At 61.4% G+C, this 17,026-nt stretch carries 23 protein-coding genes; 10 read left to right on the forward strand and 13 right to left on the reverse strand.

The features are described 5' to 3' along the window. The first annotated feature begins 64 nt into the window (after nucleotides 1-64). Both FX984_RS23205 and FX984_RS23210 read left to right on the forward strand, forming a co-directional pair. Nucleotides 65-589, forward strand: a complete 525-nt coding sequence (locus FX984_RS23205; RefSeq protein ID WP_027604345.1) for a DUF3833 domain-containing protein — start codon at nucleotides 65-67, stop codon at nucleotides 587-589. Nucleotides 590-609: 20 nt separating this feature from the next. Beyond that, nucleotides 610-915 (forward strand): DUF6482 family protein, encoded by a 306-nt coding sequence (locus tag FX984_RS23210; protein ID WP_092356542.1) that lies wholly within the window; start codon nucleotides 610-612, stop codon nucleotides 913-915. A gap of 68 nt (nucleotides 916-983) precedes the next feature. Here FX984_RS23210 and FX984_RS23215 read toward each other — a convergent pair whose 3' ends face one another. After that, on the reverse strand, nucleotides 984-1,223 hold the full coding sequence (locus FX984_RS23215; RefSeq protein ID WP_027604347.1) for a DUF6124 family protein: 240 nt from the start codon (nucleotides 1,221-1,223) through the stop codon (nucleotides 984-986). 403 nt (nucleotides 1,224-1,626) lie between these two features. On the opposite strand from FX984_RS23215, the gene FX984_RS32525 reads away from it, so the two are divergent. Then, on the forward strand, nucleotides 1,627-1,869 hold the full coding sequence (locus FX984_RS32525) for a helix-turn-helix domain-containing transcriptional regulator (RefSeq protein ID WP_051429321.1): 243 nt from the start codon (nucleotides 1,627-1,629) through the stop codon (nucleotides 1,867-1,869). 5 nt (nucleotides 1,870-1,874) lie between these two features. Here the strand turns inward: FX984_RS32525 and FX984_RS23225 are convergent, their stop codons facing one another. Both FX984_RS23225 and FX984_RS23230 read right to left on the reverse strand, forming a co-directional pair. After that, nucleotides 1,875-3,065 carry an MFS transporter gene (locus FX984_RS23225; protein ID WP_146475791.1) on the reverse strand — a complete coding sequence of 397 codons (1,191 nt, stop codon included), beginning with the start codon at nucleotides 3,063-3,065 and terminating at the stop codon, nucleotides 1,875-1,877. Then, nucleotides 3,062-4,225, reverse strand: a complete 1,164-nt coding sequence (locus tag FX984_RS23230) for an MFS transporter (protein ID WP_146475792.1) — start codon at nucleotides 4,223-4,225, stop codon at nucleotides 3,062-3,064. Before FX984_RS23230 ends, FX984_RS23225 begins: the two co-directional genes overlap by 4 nt. Before the next feature lie 95 nt (nucleotides 4,226-4,320). On the opposite strand from FX984_RS23230, the gene FX984_RS23235 reads away from it, so the two are divergent. The 5 genes from FX984_RS23235 (at nucleotide 4,321) to FX984_RS23255 (ending at nucleotide 7,021) form a co-directional block, all read left to right on the forward strand. Continuing rightward, a complete protein-coding gene (locus FX984_RS23235) occupies nucleotides 4,321-5,217 on the forward strand; it encodes a LysR family transcriptional regulator (RefSeq protein WP_027604350.1) in 897 nt (298 codons plus the stop codon). A gap of 164 nt (nucleotides 5,218-5,381) precedes the next feature. Continuing rightward, a complete protein-coding gene (locus tag FX984_RS23240) occupies nucleotides 5,382-5,564 on the forward strand; it encodes a type II toxin-antitoxin system HicA family toxin (RefSeq protein WP_003189411.1) in 183 nt (60 codons plus the stop codon). A 22-nt stretch (nucleotides 5,565-5,586) separates the two neighbouring features. Continuing rightward, entirely contained in the window at nucleotides 5,587-5,997 is a 411-nt protein-coding gene (locus FX984_RS23245; RefSeq protein WP_027604351.1) for a type II toxin-antitoxin system HicB family antitoxin, read from the forward strand. An 88-nt stretch (nucleotides 5,998-6,085) separates the two neighbouring features. Then, the gene (locus FX984_RS23250; RefSeq protein ID WP_027604352.1) at nucleotides 6,086-6,427 is read left to right on the forward strand and encodes a hypothetical protein; all 342 of its coding nucleotides are present in this window, start codon (nucleotides 6,086-6,088) and stop codon (nucleotides 6,425-6,427) included. Between the two features lie 93 nt (nucleotides 6,428-6,520). Continuing rightward, nucleotides 6,521-7,021: a methylated-DNA--[protein]-cysteine S-methyltransferase gene (locus FX984_RS23255; protein WP_027604353.1), complete on the forward strand. Its 501-nt coding sequence runs from the start codon at nucleotides 6,521-6,523 to the stop codon at nucleotides 7,019-7,021. On the opposite strand, the gene FX984_RS23260 is transcribed toward FX984_RS23255, so the two are convergent. Continuing rightward, entirely contained in the window at nucleotides 7,022-7,804 is a 783-nt protein-coding gene (locus tag FX984_RS23260; RefSeq protein ID WP_027604354.1) for a GNAT family N-acetyltransferase, read from the reverse strand. It lies immediately after the preceding gene. A 175-nt stretch (nucleotides 7,805-7,979) separates the two neighbouring features. Here FX984_RS23260 and FX984_RS23265 point away from each other — a divergent pair, with 175 nt between their 5' ends. Further along, a complete protein-coding gene (locus tag FX984_RS23265) occupies nucleotides 7,980-8,405 on the forward strand; it encodes a low affinity iron permease family protein (RefSeq protein WP_027604355.1) in 426 nt (141 codons plus the stop codon). Between the two features lie 54 nt (nucleotides 8,406-8,459). Here the strand turns inward: FX984_RS23265 and FX984_RS23270 are convergent, their stop codons facing one another. From FX984_RS23270 to FX984_RS23285, 4 genes are all read right to left on the reverse strand, one after another. Further along, on the reverse strand, nucleotides 8,460-8,987 hold the full coding sequence (locus FX984_RS23270) for a DUF4142 domain-containing protein (RefSeq protein WP_027604356.1): 528 nt from the start codon (nucleotides 8,985-8,987) through the stop codon (nucleotides 8,460-8,462). Between the two features lie 118 nt (nucleotides 8,988-9,105). Beyond that, a complete protein-coding gene (locus tag FX984_RS23275) occupies nucleotides 9,106-9,747 on the reverse strand; it encodes a LysE family translocator (protein ID WP_146475793.1) in 642 nt (213 codons plus the stop codon). Between the two features lie 54 nt (nucleotides 9,748-9,801). Beyond that, complete coding sequence (fos, locus tag FX984_RS23280; protein ID WP_146475794.1) at nucleotides 9,802-10,212, reverse strand: fosfomycin resistance glutathione transferase; 411 nt, start codon at nucleotides 10,210-10,212, stop codon at nucleotides 9,802-9,804. Between the two features lie 11 nt (nucleotides 10,213-10,223). Next, nucleotides 10,224-11,141 carry a LysR family transcriptional regulator gene (locus FX984_RS23285; RefSeq protein ID WP_391564217.1) on the reverse strand — a complete coding sequence of 306 codons (918 nt, stop codon included), beginning with the start codon at nucleotides 11,139-11,141 and terminating at the stop codon, nucleotides 10,224-10,226. 77 nt (nucleotides 11,142-11,218) lie between these two features. On the opposite strand from FX984_RS23285, the gene FX984_RS23290 reads away from it, so the two are divergent. Continuing rightward, nucleotides 11,219-11,707: a DMT family transporter gene (locus tag FX984_RS23290; protein WP_146475795.1), complete on the forward strand. Its 489-nt coding sequence runs from the start codon at nucleotides 11,219-11,221 to the stop codon at nucleotides 11,705-11,707. On the opposite strand, the gene FX984_RS23295 is transcribed toward FX984_RS23290, so the two are convergent. The 5 genes from FX984_RS23295 to FX984_RS23315 all read right to left on the reverse strand — a co-directional run bounded on the left by FX984_RS23295 (nucleotide 11,708) and on the right by FX984_RS23315 (nucleotide 16,902). Further along, complete coding sequence (locus FX984_RS23295) at nucleotides 11,708-13,039, reverse strand: MFS transporter (RefSeq protein ID WP_027604361.1); 1,332 nt, start codon at nucleotides 13,037-13,039, stop codon at nucleotides 11,708-11,710. 59 nt (nucleotides 13,040-13,098) lie between these two features. Continuing rightward, complete coding sequence (locus FX984_RS23300) at nucleotides 13,099-14,040, reverse strand: hydroxymethylglutaryl-CoA lyase (RefSeq protein WP_092356524.1); 942 nt, start codon at nucleotides 14,038-14,040, stop codon at nucleotides 13,099-13,101. After that, nucleotides 14,037-15,230 carry a CaiB/BaiF CoA transferase family protein gene (locus FX984_RS23305; RefSeq protein ID WP_027604363.1) on the reverse strand — a complete coding sequence of 398 codons (1,194 nt, stop codon included), beginning with the start codon at nucleotides 15,228-15,230 and terminating at the stop codon, nucleotides 14,037-14,039. The genes FX984_RS23300 and FX984_RS23305 overlap by 4 nt, the downstream gene beginning before the upstream one ends. A 68-nt stretch (nucleotides 15,231-15,298) precedes the next feature. Further along, nucleotides 15,299-16,228, reverse strand: coding sequence for a LysR family transcriptional regulator (locus FX984_RS23310; protein ID WP_027604364.1), 930 nt, complete (start codon nucleotides 16,226-16,228; stop codon nucleotides 15,299-15,301). Then, nucleotides 16,228-16,902: an NAD(P)H-binding protein gene (locus tag FX984_RS23315; RefSeq protein WP_027604365.1), complete on the reverse strand. Its 675-nt coding sequence runs from the start codon at nucleotides 16,900-16,902 to the stop codon at nucleotides 16,228-16,230. The genes FX984_RS23310 and FX984_RS23315 overlap by 1 nt, the downstream gene beginning before the upstream one ends. Between the last annotated feature and the right edge of the window lie 124 nt (nucleotides 16,903-17,026).

A 17,026-nucleotide genomic window follows, 5' to 3' on the forward strand; every position in this document is an offset into this window, starting at 1 on the left:
AATTATGTACAAGTATCAGACCCAAGCGTTGGCATCGCGCCTCGCACGCTCAAGGAGCCTGGTCATGACGCGTCTATGGGTTTCACTGTTGCTGGCATTGAGTGTGAGCAGCTGCGCCAATGTGGGTGTCGACCACTACGCCGACCAGCAACCGAAACTGGACCTGGAGCGCTTCTTCAGTAAACCGGTGAAAGCCTGGGGCATCTTCCAGAAGCGTTCGGGGGAAGTGGCCAAGCGCTTTGAGGTCGATATTGCCAGCCGGCGCGAGGGCAACGCGTTGATTCTGGATGAGCGTTTCTTGTACAGCGATGGCACGCGCCAGCAACGAGTGTGGACACTGACGCCGGACGGCCCAGGACGCTGGCGCGGACGAGCCGGGGATGTGGTGGGCGAGGCGATCGGCGAAGTGGCGGGTAATGCGCTGCGTTGGCGCTACCGGCTCAACCTGCCGGTGGATGGCTCGGTGTACGAAGTCAGCTTTGACGATTGGATGTACCTGATGGACGAGGACACCTTGATCAACCGCTCGAGCATGTCCAAGTTCGGTGTCGAGTGGGGTCAGGTCACACTGTTCTTTCGTCGCCAATGAGCCACGAGCGAGGGTCAATCATGAATATGCAAATGCTGGCCGAGCTGGCCGGGAAAGGCGAAATACGTGAGCTGGAGTTGCTGTCCCTGGAGGGTGGTTTCTATATCGCTCGCGTCAGGCTGGAGCACATCGAGGCGACGTTACTGGACGATCAGGGCAAGCCGATGCGCATCGGGTCCACCACGCATTTACGCGACCTGTTGCAGCGGGTTCCGCCGTTTCCTTGCGTACTGGTGCAACACTGCGTTCACGATGAAATGTGCGGTACGCGTGAAGGGCCTATCGGTGCGTTGCGCATTCCGTTTTCGCTGGCGGCGACACTGTAAATCCTGGCTCCCCTCCCCCGTGGTATGGGCGGCCTGGGAAGGCAAGCCGTTTACACCGTACGGGTGACCTACGCGGCTCGGTCCACGCGGTCCTGAACAGCCTCGACCAGCAGCAGGCCCAGTTCAATCATTTGCTGAATGGCCAGGGCCAGGTAGCGCTGTTGAGAGGGCAGGCTTTCGACGAACTCGTGGGTCATGGCACCTGCACCGGCGATGGTTTCGTAGGCGTTGGCGAGCAGCGCTTGAGTGTCGATTTCGGGGCGGACGCTGAACAGTTTTACGGATGGATTGCATGAGTCAGTACACATCTGTTGATCCTCGTTAGGGACCGCATACCAGAGCTACTAAACAATGGGTGGCGGCTGTACGCAGGTTAGTAGACCGGCGAATCAACGAAACCGGCGCGCCCGAAGACGCCCTGCGTGCAGCCACCATAAGAGCAGCTGTACGCCGTTGATCGTATCGGGCTACTAAACCCGACCGCTGATGGGCAGCGGCTGACGAACCTTAAAGAGGCCGTCCAAGGCGCACAACTCGGACGAGTCTGATCGTTGTGTAGGCAATGCCGCAAGGTTCAGACTCATGCTCGAAGCGTGAAGAAATCGAAGCTTTTGGCAACAAATAGCCGTTGAAGAACGTTTGAATTCAACCTACCACTCACATCATTGTCCATGGCCCCAGCCCACCAGAAATGCATACGCAGGTTTGATCATGACTCAGCCATTGACCGCTTTCGATATTGTTGACCTGCTCGACAGCCAGGAAGCCATCCACGAATACCTTTCTCAGGTGATTGCAGAGGGTGATAAATCAGAGTTCCTAAGGGCTGTCGATTTTGCGGCCAAAGCCCGTGAGAAAATCCGGGCAGAACTGGCGATGGTTGAGTCCAGCCGAGAACCTCAGCCGTTCGACTCCGTGGCATTTAAGCAAAAAATTCCAAGTACCCGAGAGTGAGCCTTTTAAGCCTCAACCCCACTCCTCTGCACCACCCACGCCAACGGCAACGTCACACCCAACATCCCCGCCAACACCATCACCGCCACCGGCACGCCAAGCACATCCCCCACTGCACCAAACACCACCGGCGCCAGCGCGCCACCCCCAATCGTGCCGGTGTAGAACAGTGCAAACGCCTGCTCGCGCTTGCCCGCGCCGGCAAGGTCGGGCACGGCGCCGTACAGTACCGAGGAGGTGCCATTAAGCACCAGGCCCAAGAGCGGCAGCATCACCATCAACCCGCTGAGCGGCAGGTACACCGCCGCGACGATCAGCACTGCAGTGCTGGTTTCCGTGATCCACACGGTCTTCATCATGCCGATGCGCGCGCCGAGGTAGCCGCAGAACAGTTTGCCGAAGGCACCACCGATGAACAGCAAGGTGAGGGCGAGGCCGATGCCAGCAGTACCGGCGCCTTTGGCTTGCAGCAGGAACGGCAGGAAAGTGAGAAATCCCATGCGCACGGCGCTGTCGAGGGTGCCGGTGAGGATCAGCGCGCGCAGGCCCGTGGCGGAGGCGCTACCCCTGAGGGACTTGGCTTTTTTTGTGGCGGTGGATTCGGATGCTTGAGCAGGAATCAGCCACCACAACAGCCCCGCCGCCGCCAGGCCAAGCAGGCCCAGCAACGTGGCGCTGGCCCGCCAACTGATGACGGTGAGCAGCAGCCCGACCAGACCAGGAATCAAGGTTTTGCCGATATCGCCGGAGAAGTTGTACTGGGACAGCGCCTGCTTGACCCCACCGCCGTCCTCGTAGGCGTCGGTGATCATCGACGAGGCCAGTGGGTGCTGGGTGCTGGCCCCCAGGCCGCCCAGCAGCAGCGCCACCAACAACACAGCCAGCCCTGTCGCCTGGCCCACCAGCAGGTAGGCAACACCCGCCAGCGCCGTGCCGCCCACCAGCATCGGTGTGCGGCCCCAGCGTCTGGCGGCGCGGCTGGCCAGTAATTGGAACACAGCCATCATCCCGGAATAGGCACCCCGCAGAAGGCCGATCTGGGCGTAGGACAAGGCGAACTGAGCCTGCCAGACAGGCAGCAAAACGTAGATCACGTCAGTGAGCCCATCATGCACGGCATGGGCGCTGCAACCAGCGAACAAAGCGCGACGGCGCGTCGATAATTCGGGCGAAGGCACAGCAACGGTATCGTTCATGGCGTAGGAATCAGCTCAGGTTTAAGGGGCTTCCAGCCGGTCAAGGCGATCAACAAGATCAGCAGTTGGAACCCGATGATCAGCACCACGCACCCGACCCAGCCCCAGCGTTCCCAGATCAGCGCCGGGACAATGGCGCCGCCGCTGCCGCCCAGGTAATAACAGGTGAGATACACCCCGACAGCACCCGTCTTGTTATCGCCCGCGGTGGCCGTGATAAACCCATTGGCGGCCGCCTGGGCGAGGAACACACCGGTGGAACTAAGCGCCAGGCCCACTACGATGCACCACAGGGACGGCATCAGGGTCAACGCCGAACCACTGACGCCCAGCACGGCGGCGACACCCAGCAGTTGGGCATGGGGCCGGGCTTTGCTGAGGCGTCCGGCGATGGGGATCACGATCAACGCCAACAGGAACACCATGTACAGCGCCCCCAACGCCGCAGGCCCGAGGTTGAACGGCGGCAGGCCCAAGTACAAACCTGCGTAGGTAAACGCCGCGACTTGCGAAAACAACACGCAGAAACCTACGGCGTATGCGGCCAACAGCGGCTGGCGAAATACACCTGACGAGGAGGCTTTAACCTGCACGGTCCGCGGACGGTTGGCCGGCAACAGAAACTGGATGAATCCGCCGACCATCAAGCTCAGCACCGCGAGCACTTCAAAGGCCTCACGCCAGCCCACATACTCGGTCATGACTCCGGTGACGAAGCGCCCGGCGAACCCGCCCAACACGGTGCCCGCGACGTAGAGACTCGTCACCTCCGTGACCGTGCCGCCGCTCCAGCGGTCGCCGATGTAGGCCACACTGGTGGCGAACAGCACCGGGATCAGCATGCCCTCGACAAAGCGCCACACCAGCACTTCGGCAAAGCTGTCGGCATAAGCGGTCATCAATGCCGGCACCGCCAGCAACACAGCGGCCACCGAGATCACCGTGCGTTGTGCAAAACGTCCGGTCAGGCGACTGACGAAAGGTGCCGTGATCGCCACCGCCAGGGTGGTGACGGTGATGCTCCAGCCCGCCTCCTTGGCACTGATATGAAAGTGCGCGGCAAACGTCTGGAGGATGCTTTGGGTCGCATAGAGGTTGAGAAACGCCGCGCAGCCACACAGGAACAGGGCAAGGCGGGCACAATGCAGGCGCGGTTTCATGAAACCTCTCGTTTTATTTTGAAAGGTCTTTATAGAATGGCCGGCGGGTCTTAAACCAATACCGAATTCCGACCGATTGATACCCAAGGATCAGGATGCTCGACCTACGCAAGCTGCGTTACTTTCTGACCGTCGCCGAAGAATTGCACTTCGGTCGCGCGGCCCTGCGCCTGCACCTCGCCCAGCCGCCTTTGACCCGGCATATTTCAGCGCTGGAGGCAGAGTTGGGTTTCAAGCTGTTCGATCGCACCAGCCGCACCGTGACCCTCACCGCACAGGGACGCTCGTTCTTGCCCTATGCACGTGGCGTGTTGGAACAGGTGGAGTTGGCTCAGGTGATTGCCGGGAAGTTGGCAGCAGGGACAGCGGGTCAACTGGCCTTGGGCTACGTCAGCTCGATTGCCCTGTCGGACCTGTTCAGCCAATCGATCCAGGCCTTCGCCCAACGCTTTCCCGATGTGCAACTGACCCTGGTGGAATGCGCCTCCGGCAGTCTCGGTGCGCAAGTGGCCGATGGACGGCTGGATATTGGGTTGAGCCGGCTGTTGCCACAAAACGACGCAGTGCAAACGCTGTCGTTGGGCGAGGAACCCTTGGTGGCAGCGGTGTCGAGTGACAGCCCGTTGGCCTGCCAGGCCGACATCAGCCTGGCGCAGCTCAGTGCCTATCCTTTGATTCTGTTTCCAGCCGATTACGGCTCGGGGCTGAACCAGTCCATCGAGCAGCTTTACCGCCACCATGGCGTGCCCCTGCATGCCGGACCGACCGGACGGCAGATCACTTCGATCATTGCACTGGTGGCCGCCGGGCAAGGGGTGGCGCTGGTACCGGCCTGTACCCGGAGTTTGATGAACAAAGGCGTGACTTATCGGCCTTTGGTGGAGGCGGATGCGTGTGCGCAGTTGTTGGTGTTGACGCCGACCGAAAGACACAGTGTGTTGATTGACGCGTTTCTTGCCGTTATAGGAGAGGCATTACACATCCGGCAATGACCCGAAAAACCTCGCAATACCTCCCCACAGCGCCGATCCCACTGGCTTTTACACTGCATTCACCACCTGCCGAAATACCGGCCATCGAAGACTGGTAGGTAGAGTGTTGATAATTTATTTTCAGTGGTTATAGTCACCACCAACACACACCACAAGGAGGTGCTGTGGATAGCCGATACTTGATAGGTCACATCGTCGCAGACGGCTGGTACCTGGTGCGCATCAGAGGCAGTCATCACCACTTCAAGCACCCGACGAAGCCTGGCTTGGTGACGATCCCCCATCCAAAGAAAGACCTGTTGGACAAGACCGCCAAGAGCATTTTGAAACAAGCTCTGTTGAGTTAATCGTCCCTGGAGGACAACGAACATGCTGTACCCCATCGCAATTTCAACCGGTGACCACGATCACGCCTGGGGCGTGGAAGTCCCGGATATTCCCGGTTGCTACTCTGCCGGCGACGACCTGGACGACGCCATGGCCATGGCGCGCGAAGCCATCGAAGGGCACTTCGAAATCCTCGCGGAAGACGGCGCGCCGATCCCGAGCGCCCAGAAGGTCACCGTGCATGCCGCCAACCCTCAGTACGCCGGCTGCACTTGGGCGGTTGTAGACATCGATGTCACCAAGTACCTGGGCAAGGCGCAAAAACTCAACATCACGTTGCCGGGCTACCTGCTCAACCGCATCGATGAATACGTACTGCACCACCCGGAGGAAAAAAGCCGCTCCGGCTTCCTCGCGTCGGCGGCGCTCAAGGTGCTGCAACAGGATCGGTAGCTGCAACGGGAGCAAAGTCTGAATGCGGCACTGCATCCATAGCGTGATGATGTCGCTTCATTGAGCTTGCGGCCCCAGGGTTATTGCCATGATTGAACCCAAACAACCCACATCCACACCTGTTCTGCGCCAAGTACTCGGCTGGGTGCTGGTGTTGCCACTGCTGGTCGCGCTGGTGCGACTTCCGTACCCCTTGGGGCTGGGGCTGGCGCTCGGATCCATCGCCGCATCCGTCTACGGCGTAGTGTTTGCCAGGCGCCATGCCAGCCGAGGCGTCACCGCATTCGCTGCAATCGTCACGCTGTTCAATCTGATTTCCCTGGTCGCCATCGGGGAGGCCTCAGTCATCATGGGGCTCTACAGGATTTCCTGGTTCTACTGGTACCCGTACTATTCCAACTGGGTTTACTGGAATGTCCAGGGCCAGTGAGAATTCCACCGCAAGAAACGTAGTGTTCAGTCCGGCGGATGGCAATACCGTAGGCCTGTAGCGTTTAACAACTGCCCCTCGAGGAGCCCGCTCATGTCTTACGAATACAAGCTCATGCCCTCCCCTGTCGGTGAGCTCACCCTGGTGGCGCGCGATGGCAAGCTCAGTGCCATCCTGTGGGAAGTCGAGCGCGCCAACCGTGTGCGCCTGGGTCAATTGCACGAAGCCAACGACAGCCCGGTGCTGTTGGAAACCGAGCGCCAGTTGAAGGAGTACTTTGCGGGGACTCGCCACACATTCGACCTGGAACTGGATTTCACCGGTACCGCCTTTCAGAAGCAGGTCTGGCAGGCGCTGCTGACTATTCCTTTTGGCGAAACCCGCAGCTACAGCCAGATCGCCCGGCAAATTGGCAACCCGAAAGCCGTACGAGCCGTGGGCGCCGCCAATGGGCGTAATCCCATCTCGATCATTGCGCCGTGCCATCGAGTGATTGGTGCCTCGGGCACCTTGACCGGGTTTGCCGGAGGACTCGACGCCAAGCAGTATCTGTTGACGCTTGAGGACTGCAGCCAGGTGAAAATGAGCTTCTGATCAGGCAATTGCAACCGGCCCTCGAGTAAAAGCCTGGTAATCGAATAAGCCTTCGAAACCCAGCTTGCGATACAGCGAGATCCCCTCCATCGTCGCTTCAAGAAAACAGCGCCGGGCCCCCAGGCTTGCAGCGTGAAGCAGGGCGGCTTGAAGCAATCGCGTGCCATAACCTCTTGCGCGAAAATCCACGAGCGTGCCGAAATCGCTAAGCCGTGCCTCTCCATTCCACATGGATAAAGTCAACGAACACCTCACCTGCCCCTCGGTGGAAAGGATGAAGTGGTAAAGCGATTGGCCCGTTTCAAGGGCCCGCTGGTGCCGGGCCTGATAACGTGCAACACCCTCGGGCGCCATCGAAAACGCATTGCCAAGGGGAACTGCCCAGTGGGCCAGGTTCCGAGTCAAGCTGATCTGCACCGAGCGGTCATCCGTAGATAAAACAAAACCCGACAGATCGAGGACCATCGCAGTGGTCTTTTCGGCAGGCTGAAAGCCCAGCCCGATGAGGGCCTCGGCTACCGCACCGACCTTTTCCTCATGAATCACGACGCGCGTATCCAGGAAAATACGACGAAGCAGGTCCAGGGGCGCTGTCATAGCCCCCCCCAGCGGGGCACTGCCGACCCGGATAAACAACAGGTTCCACGGGTCGAAATATTCGCCGGTAAAGTAAGCGTTGATACAGGCGTTGTAGCGGCGATGCAGCGAGCACGTCGCGGCGAAATAATGATCTTCGGTCTGGTGATAAAGCGTAGGCAGGTCGCAGGCGGTATCAGCGTGCATGGGAATTTCCGCATAAAAACCCAGTCTTGCGCCTATCGCTGCAGAGCGCCGTAGGCTCACTCCTAAGAACCGTGCAGAAAACGCACGATGTTGCTCACACCCTAAGTTGTAAAAAGAAATTTCAGAGCGTGCCTGCGGTCAGTATTTTCATCACTCACCTTTAAGGAAAACGGTCATGAAATTCTCTGCAGTCTCACAATCCCTGTCCCGTTGGGCAGGCAGTGCCCGGACGTTCTATGCGGCGGTCGCGTTGATTTTCCTGTGGAGCTTGAGCGGTCCGTACTTCCACTACAACGACACCTGGCAGTTGATCATCAACACCTCGACCACCATCATCACCTTCCTGATGGTGTTCCTGATCCAGAACACCCAAAACCGCGATAACGACATCCTGCACATCAAGATCGATGAACTGCTGCGGGTCTCCAAGGATGCGCAGAACGCCGTGCTGAGCCTGGACGGCCTGGACCGCAAGGAACTGGAAAAACTGCGCCAGGAATACCGCAGCATCGGCAACACCGGCACCGTCAGCCTGAACAGCAGCTGTGGCCACGCGGCCGACGATGCGGCCCCGAACAAGACCGATCTGAACCAGGCATAAAAAAACGGCGGTTGGACATGATCCAACCGCCGTTTTTTATATCAAGCGAAAGGCTCAACCGTCGCCTTGATGGCCCTTACCGTAGGTCGAGGCCAGGGCTCGGGCCTTTTGCAGACGTTCTTCCAGCTTGGGCAGCGTCTCATCCACCAGTGCCTTGATTTCCGGCACATCCGAGGCCGCCCCTTCGCGCTTGAACAGGGCAATGGCGTCTTCGTTTTCCTTCACTTGCTGCGCGGTGTAGGCCGCGTCGAAGGAGTCGCCGTCCTTGAGTTCGGGCATCAGGGTTTCGGCCTTGTCGACGATCTTCTCCCGTGGGGCCACGGGCAGGTCAAGCTTCTTGGCGATCGCCGCCAAATGCTGGTTGGCCAGGGTGCGCTCGTTGATCACCTCGATGGTGTAGTCCTTGATTTCCTGGGACGAGGTCTTGGCGTGGGCCATGCGACTGGTTTCGATATCGGCCATGCCTTTGGCCGAAGCCTGCTCGATGAATTCAGCAGGCGACTGGGCGAAAGCATTGCTGGCGCCGAGGCCCAGCAGCATCGCGAAACTGGCGGTGCGTAACCGGATAGCCATGCGGCTCATGATGGGTTCCTCCAGGGCAAAAATAAGTGCGGGGAAAGACACCTCGCCCTGAATTCGAATTTTCAGGGCGGCAAAGGTTTAGAAAAAACTTGCCCGTGCGACGAACGGTCGTGCCCAGTCAGGCCGGTTTGCTGCCGAACAGGCCTGGCAGCGCATGGGCCAGGGCATTGATGGCGAAGCCGATAAACATCACGCCGCAAAGCCTGGTGATGAGGATTTCGTGGCGCTGATACACCGTGCGCACCCGCTGGGCACCGACCACGCCGATCAGGATCGCGTAGGCCAACAGGCCACCGACGAAGCTCAGGAAGATCAACGCCGGCAGCATCGACCAGGTCAGCAATTCGGCGCGGCTGGACAGCAATGTAGTAAATGTCGCCACGGCCACCGGATACGCCTTGGGGTTGGTCAAGCCGAACAGGATGCCGTGCCAGAACGGATGCCGCGCCGCGCCCTGGGGGGCTTCACTGCTGCGACGCTGGGTACGAATCGCGCGCCAGCCGAGCCAGAACAGGTACAGCCCACTGAGCACGCCGAGCACATCGAACGCGCTGCTGCCGACTTCCCGCGCGCCCACAATCGCGATCAGCGCCGTACTGCACCACAGCACATCGCCGAGCAAGTGCCCGCACAGAAACCCCGCCCCGGCACGACGCCCCCGGGCGGCGCCGATGCCAAACACCGCCAATACGCCGGGGCCAGGCGTAATACCGTAGATAAAACCCGAAGCGAGGACGGCAAGCAGCAAGGAGGGGGTCATGGTCGCGACTCTGACAAAACATGGGAAGGTGGACGGATTCTGCACGTTCCTGCGCTATGGGTAAAACCGCATTCCCGCATAGGGCTGGTCACGGCAGGCCAGCAGGCGCGAAGCCAGGTCGCCGACATGGGCTTCGAGCTTATGGCCGTCGGGATCAAGGAAATAGAACGAGGCACCTTCGCTGCGATTGTCGCGCCACGCTTGCACCTTGGCGGCGCGCAGACGCGAGACCAGCGCAGCGAAATCACTCGCAGCGACAGTGAACCCATAGTGGGTGTAATCGGCCGACGGCTTCGAGTCGCGCAGCGGATCAAGGGACAGGCATAGCCATAGGCCCGGCAATGACAAATAGGCGCCGGTGTCCCAGGTGGCTTCGAGCTTGAGTTGCAACAACTCATGGTAAAAGGTGACGCTGCGACTCACGTCGGTGACGGCCAGGGTCAAGTGGTTGAAGCCTGAGAACATGTTTTTTCCTGTTATCTGCGGCCTTCGGACAACATACCCTGCACCTGCCCAATCAACCACTGCAACCCCGAATCCCCGCCCCGTCGCGCATGCCACGCCAGTTCAAAGGTAAACGACGGAATATGAAACGGCGGCGCCACGGCGACCAGATGCGGGTGATCAATATTCAGCAAGCCTCGCGACGATACGGTGAGAATCAAGTCCGTGCCCTCGATCAACTGCGGCGCCACGCCCCAGTGCGGCAGGCTGATCGCCACATGCCGTCGCTCGCGAATCGCGGTCAGTGCCCGCTCGATTTCCGGCGCGCCGCTGCCGCGCATTTCCAACAGTACGTGGGGGCGCGACAGGTAGGTGGGCAGGTCGAGCGCACCGCCCTGCGGCAGGCTGTTGCGGTCCAGCAGGCAGGTGTAATGCTCTTCGAATAACGCTGCGGTGCGCAGCTCGGCGGGCATGTCGGGAAAGACGCCGGCAGCCAGGTCGATATCACCATTGAGCACGCCCTCCACCATGCCTTCGCGGCTGGCCTGGATGATTTGCAGGTCGATACCGGACGCTTCACGTCGCAGGACGCGGACCAGACCCGGTAGGAAAATCGCCGCACTGTAGTCCGACATCGCCACGCGAAACCGGCGCTTGGCCGATGCCGGGTCAAAGCGATTCGGCGCCAGCAACGCCTGCACCTGGGCCAGGGCTTCGGCCAATGGCGCCGCTAACTCCAGGGCGCGGGCCGTGGGCACTAACATGCCGCCCTGGCGTACCAGCAACGGGTCACCCAATAAATCGCGCAAGCGCGCCAGCGCGTGGCTCACTGCCGGCTGGCTGAGGTGCAAACGCTCAGCGGCGCGGGTGACGTGTTGCTCACTGAGCAAGGCGTCAAGGACCACCAACAGGTTAAGGTCGACGCGGCGCAGATCATTCATCAGTTGCATGCTCGGCATAAGAACTTGGAATTTAAATTTGCGTGACGAATAGCCTAGAGTCCAGCAAAACCTCTGGGAGATTCGCCATGACGACGTTGCATGGGGCCGGTTTGTTGCTATTGGCGGTGATCGCCGGGGCGATGGTGCCGTTTCAAAGTGCGATCAATGCCAACCTCGGACGCGGCCTTGGGCATCCTCTGTGGGCCACCCTGGCGTCGCTGCTGGTGAGCATCCTCGTGCTGCTGCCGGTGATCGTGGCGCTGCGCCTGCCGCTGCCCGGCCTCGCATTTATCACCAAGGCGCCCCTGTGGATGTGGGCCGGGGGCGCGTTTGGCGTGTGCTTTATCGCGCTGGCGTTGACGCTGCTGCCCAAGCTGGGCGCGTCGGGGTTTATCGCCCTGGCCATGGCCGGGCAGATTCTCGCGTCGCTGCTGCTGGATCACTTCGGCCTGTTTGGCTTGGCGGAGCGCCCACTGACAACGCCTCGAATCCTGGGTGCGTTGTTGTTGATGGGCGGCGTGGCGTTGATTCAGTTCAGCGCCACACCGGCCCACGCGCTGACAACCGCCGGCTGATCAGGCCTTGTCGAGGGTGCGCAGCTTTTGCGGCAGGCCCCACAGCAGCAGCGCCGCCGCCAACAGCGCGCACACGCCGATCACATAGAGTGCCGGGGTGGTGCTGCCGGTAAGGTCCTTGATCCGCCCCACCATCACCGGGCTGACAATCCCACCGAACTGCCCGAGGGTATTGATCACCGCAATCCCGCCCGCCGCGCCTGCGCCGGCACCGGCCAGCAACTTGGGTGGCAGGGTCCAGAAGGTCGGGATCGACGCGATGATGCCGGCGCCCAACATGCCCAGGGCGATGATCAGGAAGGTGGTGTGGTCGGCAAAGATCCCCGCACTGAAGAAGCCCACCGCGCCCAGCACCACCAAGCCGCAGACAAACTTGCGGCGCTCGCCGGTCGCGTCCGACAGCCGCCCGATCACCACCATGCTGATCGCGCCGCACACATAGGGAATCGCGGTGAGCAGGCCGATCATCACCGGGCTTTGGGTGCCGGCGCTGCGGATCAGCTGCGGCGCCCAGAAGTTGAGGCCGTAAGACGCCACCTGGATCAGGAAGTAGATAAACCCGAGCATCAGGAAGCCGGGAATGCGGATCGCCGACAACAGTGAGCCGCCATGTGTGTTCGGCTCATGCCGGGCAATGCGGCTCGACAGCAGGGTCTTCTCCGCCGGCGTCAGCCAGTGCGCATCTTCGATACGGTCCTTGAGCAGGGTCAGCACCAGCAAGCCCAAGCCGATGCAGGGCAAGCCGCCGAGCAGGAACAGCCAGTGCCAGCCGCGCATCTGCAGCACGCCGTCGAGGTGTTCCAGCACCAGGCCGGAGAACGGCGCACCTACCAGGCCGGCAAAGGCGGACGCCAGGAACAGCATCGAGGTAATGCGCCCGCGGAAGTGCTGCGGGAACCACAACGTCAGGTAATACAGCACACCGGGCGCGAAGCCCGCCTCCATCGCACCGATGATGAAACGCAGGCCATAGAACTGCCATTCGGCGGTGACAAACACCATGGCCGCCGTGGCCAGGCCCCACGACATCATGATCCGCGCGATCCAGCGCCGCGCGCCGACCTTGTACAGCATCATGTTGCTCGGCACTTCAAAGATCACATACCCCACCACGAACAACCCGGCGCCCAGGCCGTAGGCGGTGTCGCTCAGGCTGAGGTCGGCCTGCAGCTGGAACTTGGCAAAGCTGATGTTGATGCGGTCAAAAAACGCGAACAGGTAGCACACCATGATCAGCGGCATCAGGCGCCAGGCGACCTTGCTGACCAGGGCTTTTTCGGCATCGATTTCAGCGGCCGGGCGCGCGCCGGCCTCCAACGTATTAGTGCTCATGGTTTCTCTCCAGCGGACTGCTCACAGGCGTCCGATTGTTTTTGTTGTCTGGTATGGCGTTACAAGGCGGCGATGTAGTCCGGCGGCGGATGCAGGTCGCAATTGCGCCCGGCCTTGGCCACCTGGCCAGGCAATTCATGGCCCAGCAAGACCGGCAAGCGGCGGGACAGGTTCAGCAGGTGCGGCAGGTCGACTCCGGTGTGAATGCCCACCTCTTCACACAGGTTGACCAGGTCTTCGGTGCAGATATTGCCCGACGCCCCCGGCGCAAACGGGCACCCACCCAGGCCACCCAACGCCGCGTCAAAACGCCGTGCCCCGGCTTCGTAGGCGGCCAGCACATTGCACAGGCCCAGGCCGCGGGTGTTATGGAAATGCAGGGTCAGGTCGCTGGCCGGCACGTGTTGCAACACGCGCTTGACCAGGCGTTCCACCTGGCGCGGGTTGGCCATGCCGGTGGTGTCGGCAAGGCTGATGCCCTGGATGCCGAGTTGCAGATAGGCCTCGACCAGTTGCAGCACGCGGTCTTCATCGATCCTGCCTTCGAACGGGCAGCCAAAGGTGGTGGCGATGCTGCCGTTGAGGCGTACCGGGTGCCCGGCGGCAAAGCTGACGATCTCGCCGAATGCCGCCAACGACGCCTCGCACCGCATGCGCATATTCGCCAGGTTGTGGGTCTGGCTGGCCGACATCACCAGGTTCAGTTCATCGGCGCGCGACTCGACGGCGCGCTGGGCGCCCTTGAGGTTAGGGATCAGCGCAACGTAGATCACCCCGGCTTTGCGCGCAATGCCCTGGAACACGTGTTCGCCATCGCGCAATGCAGGGATGGCCTTGGGCGACACGAAGGAACCGGCTTCGATCCGCGAAAAACCGGCCAGGGAAAGCTGGTCGATCAGGGCGATCTTGTCAGCGGTCTCGACCCAGGTCGGCTCGATTTGCAGGCCATCGCGCGGGGACACTTCCTGCACGATCAGCGAGTCGGAATAGTCGGTGATCATTGCACCACCCCCGAGGTTTTCAGGCGTTGGATGTCGGCAACCGTAAGGCCCAGGCTGCCGAGGATGTCATCGGTGTGCTGGCCCAGGCTCGGGCCCTGCCAGTTCACGGCGCCGGGGGTTTCCGAGAGCTTGGGTACGATGCCGGGCATCTTCACCGACACACCGCCCGGCAGTTCGGCATTGAGCAACATGTCGCGCGCCTGGTAGTGCGGGTCGCTGACGATATCGGCCACGGAGTAGATGCGCCCGGCCGGCACTTCGGCGGCTTCCAGGGCGCTGAGCACCTGCTCGATAGGCAGGCTGCTGGTCCAGTGGGTGATGGCGGCATCGAGCAAAGCGCTTTTCGCCGCACGGCCATCGTTGTGGGCGAATTCGGCGGCTTCGGCCAGGTCGGCACGGCCGATGGTGGTCATCAGGCGCTTGTAGATCGGGTCGCTGTTACCGGCGATCACCACATAGGCACCGTCGGCGGTCAGGTAGGTATTCGAAGGTGCGATACCGGGCAAGGCACCGCCGCTGCGCTCACGCACGTGGCCGAGCATGTCGTATTCGGGCACCAGGCTTTCCATCAGGTTGAACACGCTTTCCGCCAGGGACACATCGACAACCTGCCCGTCGCCCTGGCCCGTCTTGACCCGCAGCAACGCCATCAGCGCGCCGATCACGCCATGCAACGACGCCAGGGAGTCGCCTAGGCTGACGCCGACCCGCGCCGGGGGCGAGTCGGGGTTGCCGGTGGTGTAGCGAATCCCGCCCATGGCTTCGCCGATGGCACCGAAACCAGGGCGGTCGCGGTACGGGCCGGTCTGGCCGTAGCCGGAGATACGCACCAGGGTCAGCTTGGGGTTGAGCGCGTGCAGTACGTCCCAGCCCAGGCCGAGTTTTTCCAGGCCACCGGGGCGCAGGTTTTCGATCAGCACATCGGCGTCGCCGAGCAGCTGCTTGATCAGGTCCAGGCCTTCAGCGGACTTGAGGTCCAGGGCCAGGGATTTCTTGTTGCGCGATTGCAGGTACCACCACAGCGAGGTGCCTTCATGCAGCTTTCGCCATTTACGAAGTGGATCACCCTGCCCCAGGGCTTCGATCTTGATCACCTCGGCGCCGAACTCGGCCATCAGCCGGGCGGCGAACGGTGCGGCAATCAGCGTGCCGATCTCAATCACCTTGATACCGCTCAAGGGAGCCGTCATGGGGTGTACCTCTTATTCTTGGAATGTGCAGCCAAGGCTAGAGGACAGGGACAGGAAAAATCCAACCGTCAGTTGGCAAGGAGCGTTCGCTGAATGCGAACGCTCAGGTAATCGAACAACAGCCGGCTCACGGGTGACAACTGCGCCTCATCGCGCACCACCAGGATCAAACTGCGGTCCGACCAGGCATCGGTCAGCGGCACGGCATGCAGGCCCAGGGCACGGCCAAACAACTCATAGGCCTTCAGCGGCAGGATGCCGATGCCCATGTTCGCCTGGACCATCCGGCACATCGCATCAAAGCCCGGCACATGAATACGCAGGCGCAGTGTCTTGCCGGCCTCGCGCGCGGCGGCGTGGGTGCGCATGTTGATCGAGCTGGCGGCGTGCAGGCCCACGTAGTCACTGTCCAGGGTCTCGGCGAAGGCCAGGCTTTCGCGCGGCGCCAAGGGGTGATCCGCCGGCATCAACACCACCAGTTTGTCGTGGCGATAGGTCACGCTGGGCAGGCCCTTGGTGTCGGTATCACTGGAGCAGATCCCCAGGTCCGCCACCCCATCCAGCACACCTTGCACCACGCCGTTGCTGGGGCGTTCTTCGAGGTCGGTTTTCACTTCGGGATGCAGCCTGGAAAAATCCCGCAAGTCTTCCGGAAGAAACTGAATAATCGCCGAGAGATTGGCCAGCATCCGCACGTAACCGCGCACGCCATGGCTATGCTCGCCAAGCTCCAGGCCCATTTTTTCCACGTTGAACAGCATCTGCCGGGCATGGTGCAGCAGGGTTTCGCCGGCGGCGGTGAGGTCCATGCCCTTGGCCCGTCGCACGAACAGGCTCACCCCCAGCACCTGCTCCAGCTCCATCAAACGCTTGCTGGCTGCCGACACGGCGATGGCTTCGCGGGCGGCGGCACGGGTCAGGGTGCCCTCTTCGAACACCGCGACGAACAGCTGCAGGGTGATCAAGTCAAGGCGACGCACCAGGCTCTTGTGCAACATCAGGCGCGCTCGGACGCCAGGCGATTGATCTCGGCCTGTTCCACCACCGGTTGCGGCGCGCCATGGCGCACCGCCGCGAGCATCGCCCGGCCGACAGTCTCGGTGCTCACCACCCAGCCCGGCTTGACCCGACGCACCAACGACAGTACGGGCCCGAGTACGGAATAGAAGGCTTGATACAACGGCGTCTTCGAGCGCACACCGTGCAGCGGCTGAATGATCCCCGGCCGGAACAGGAACACCGCCTTGAACGGCAGGCGCAGCAGGGCATTCTCGGTCTTGCCCTTGACCCGCGCCCACATCGACTTGCCCGCTTCGGAGCTGTCGGTACCGGCGCCGGACACGTAGATAAACGTCATCTGCGGATTAAGCCGCGCCAGGGTGCTGGCGGCGACGAGGGTCAGGTCATAAGTGAGGTGGGTGTACTTGGTTTCATTCAGGCCGGCAGACGACACGCCGAGGCAGAAGAAACACGCGTCAAACCCTTGCAGCAGGTTTTCCAGGGGTTGGAAATCCAGCATGTCGCTGTGCAATACCTGATGCAACTTGCCGTGTTCCCGGGTCAGGGGCGTGCGGCCGACGGCGACGACTTCCTGTACGTCAGCGGCCAGCAGGCACTCGCGCAGGACGCCCTGGCCGACCATGCCGGTGGCACCGAATAACAGAACTCTCATCAAGTACTCCCTTCATCCATATGGTTTCGACTACCCAAGAGACAGGTCCTTGAAGGCCATCGTCACATCCGGCCGGTATGCGGACACCTTACTCAATCCTGCGGGATACGACCTCAACAAAACG

Source organism: Pseudomonas marginalis, assembly GCF_008692035.1.
GTDB lineage: Bacteria > Pseudomonadota > Gammaproteobacteria > Pseudomonadales > Pseudomonadaceae > Aquipseudomonas > Aquipseudomonas marginalis.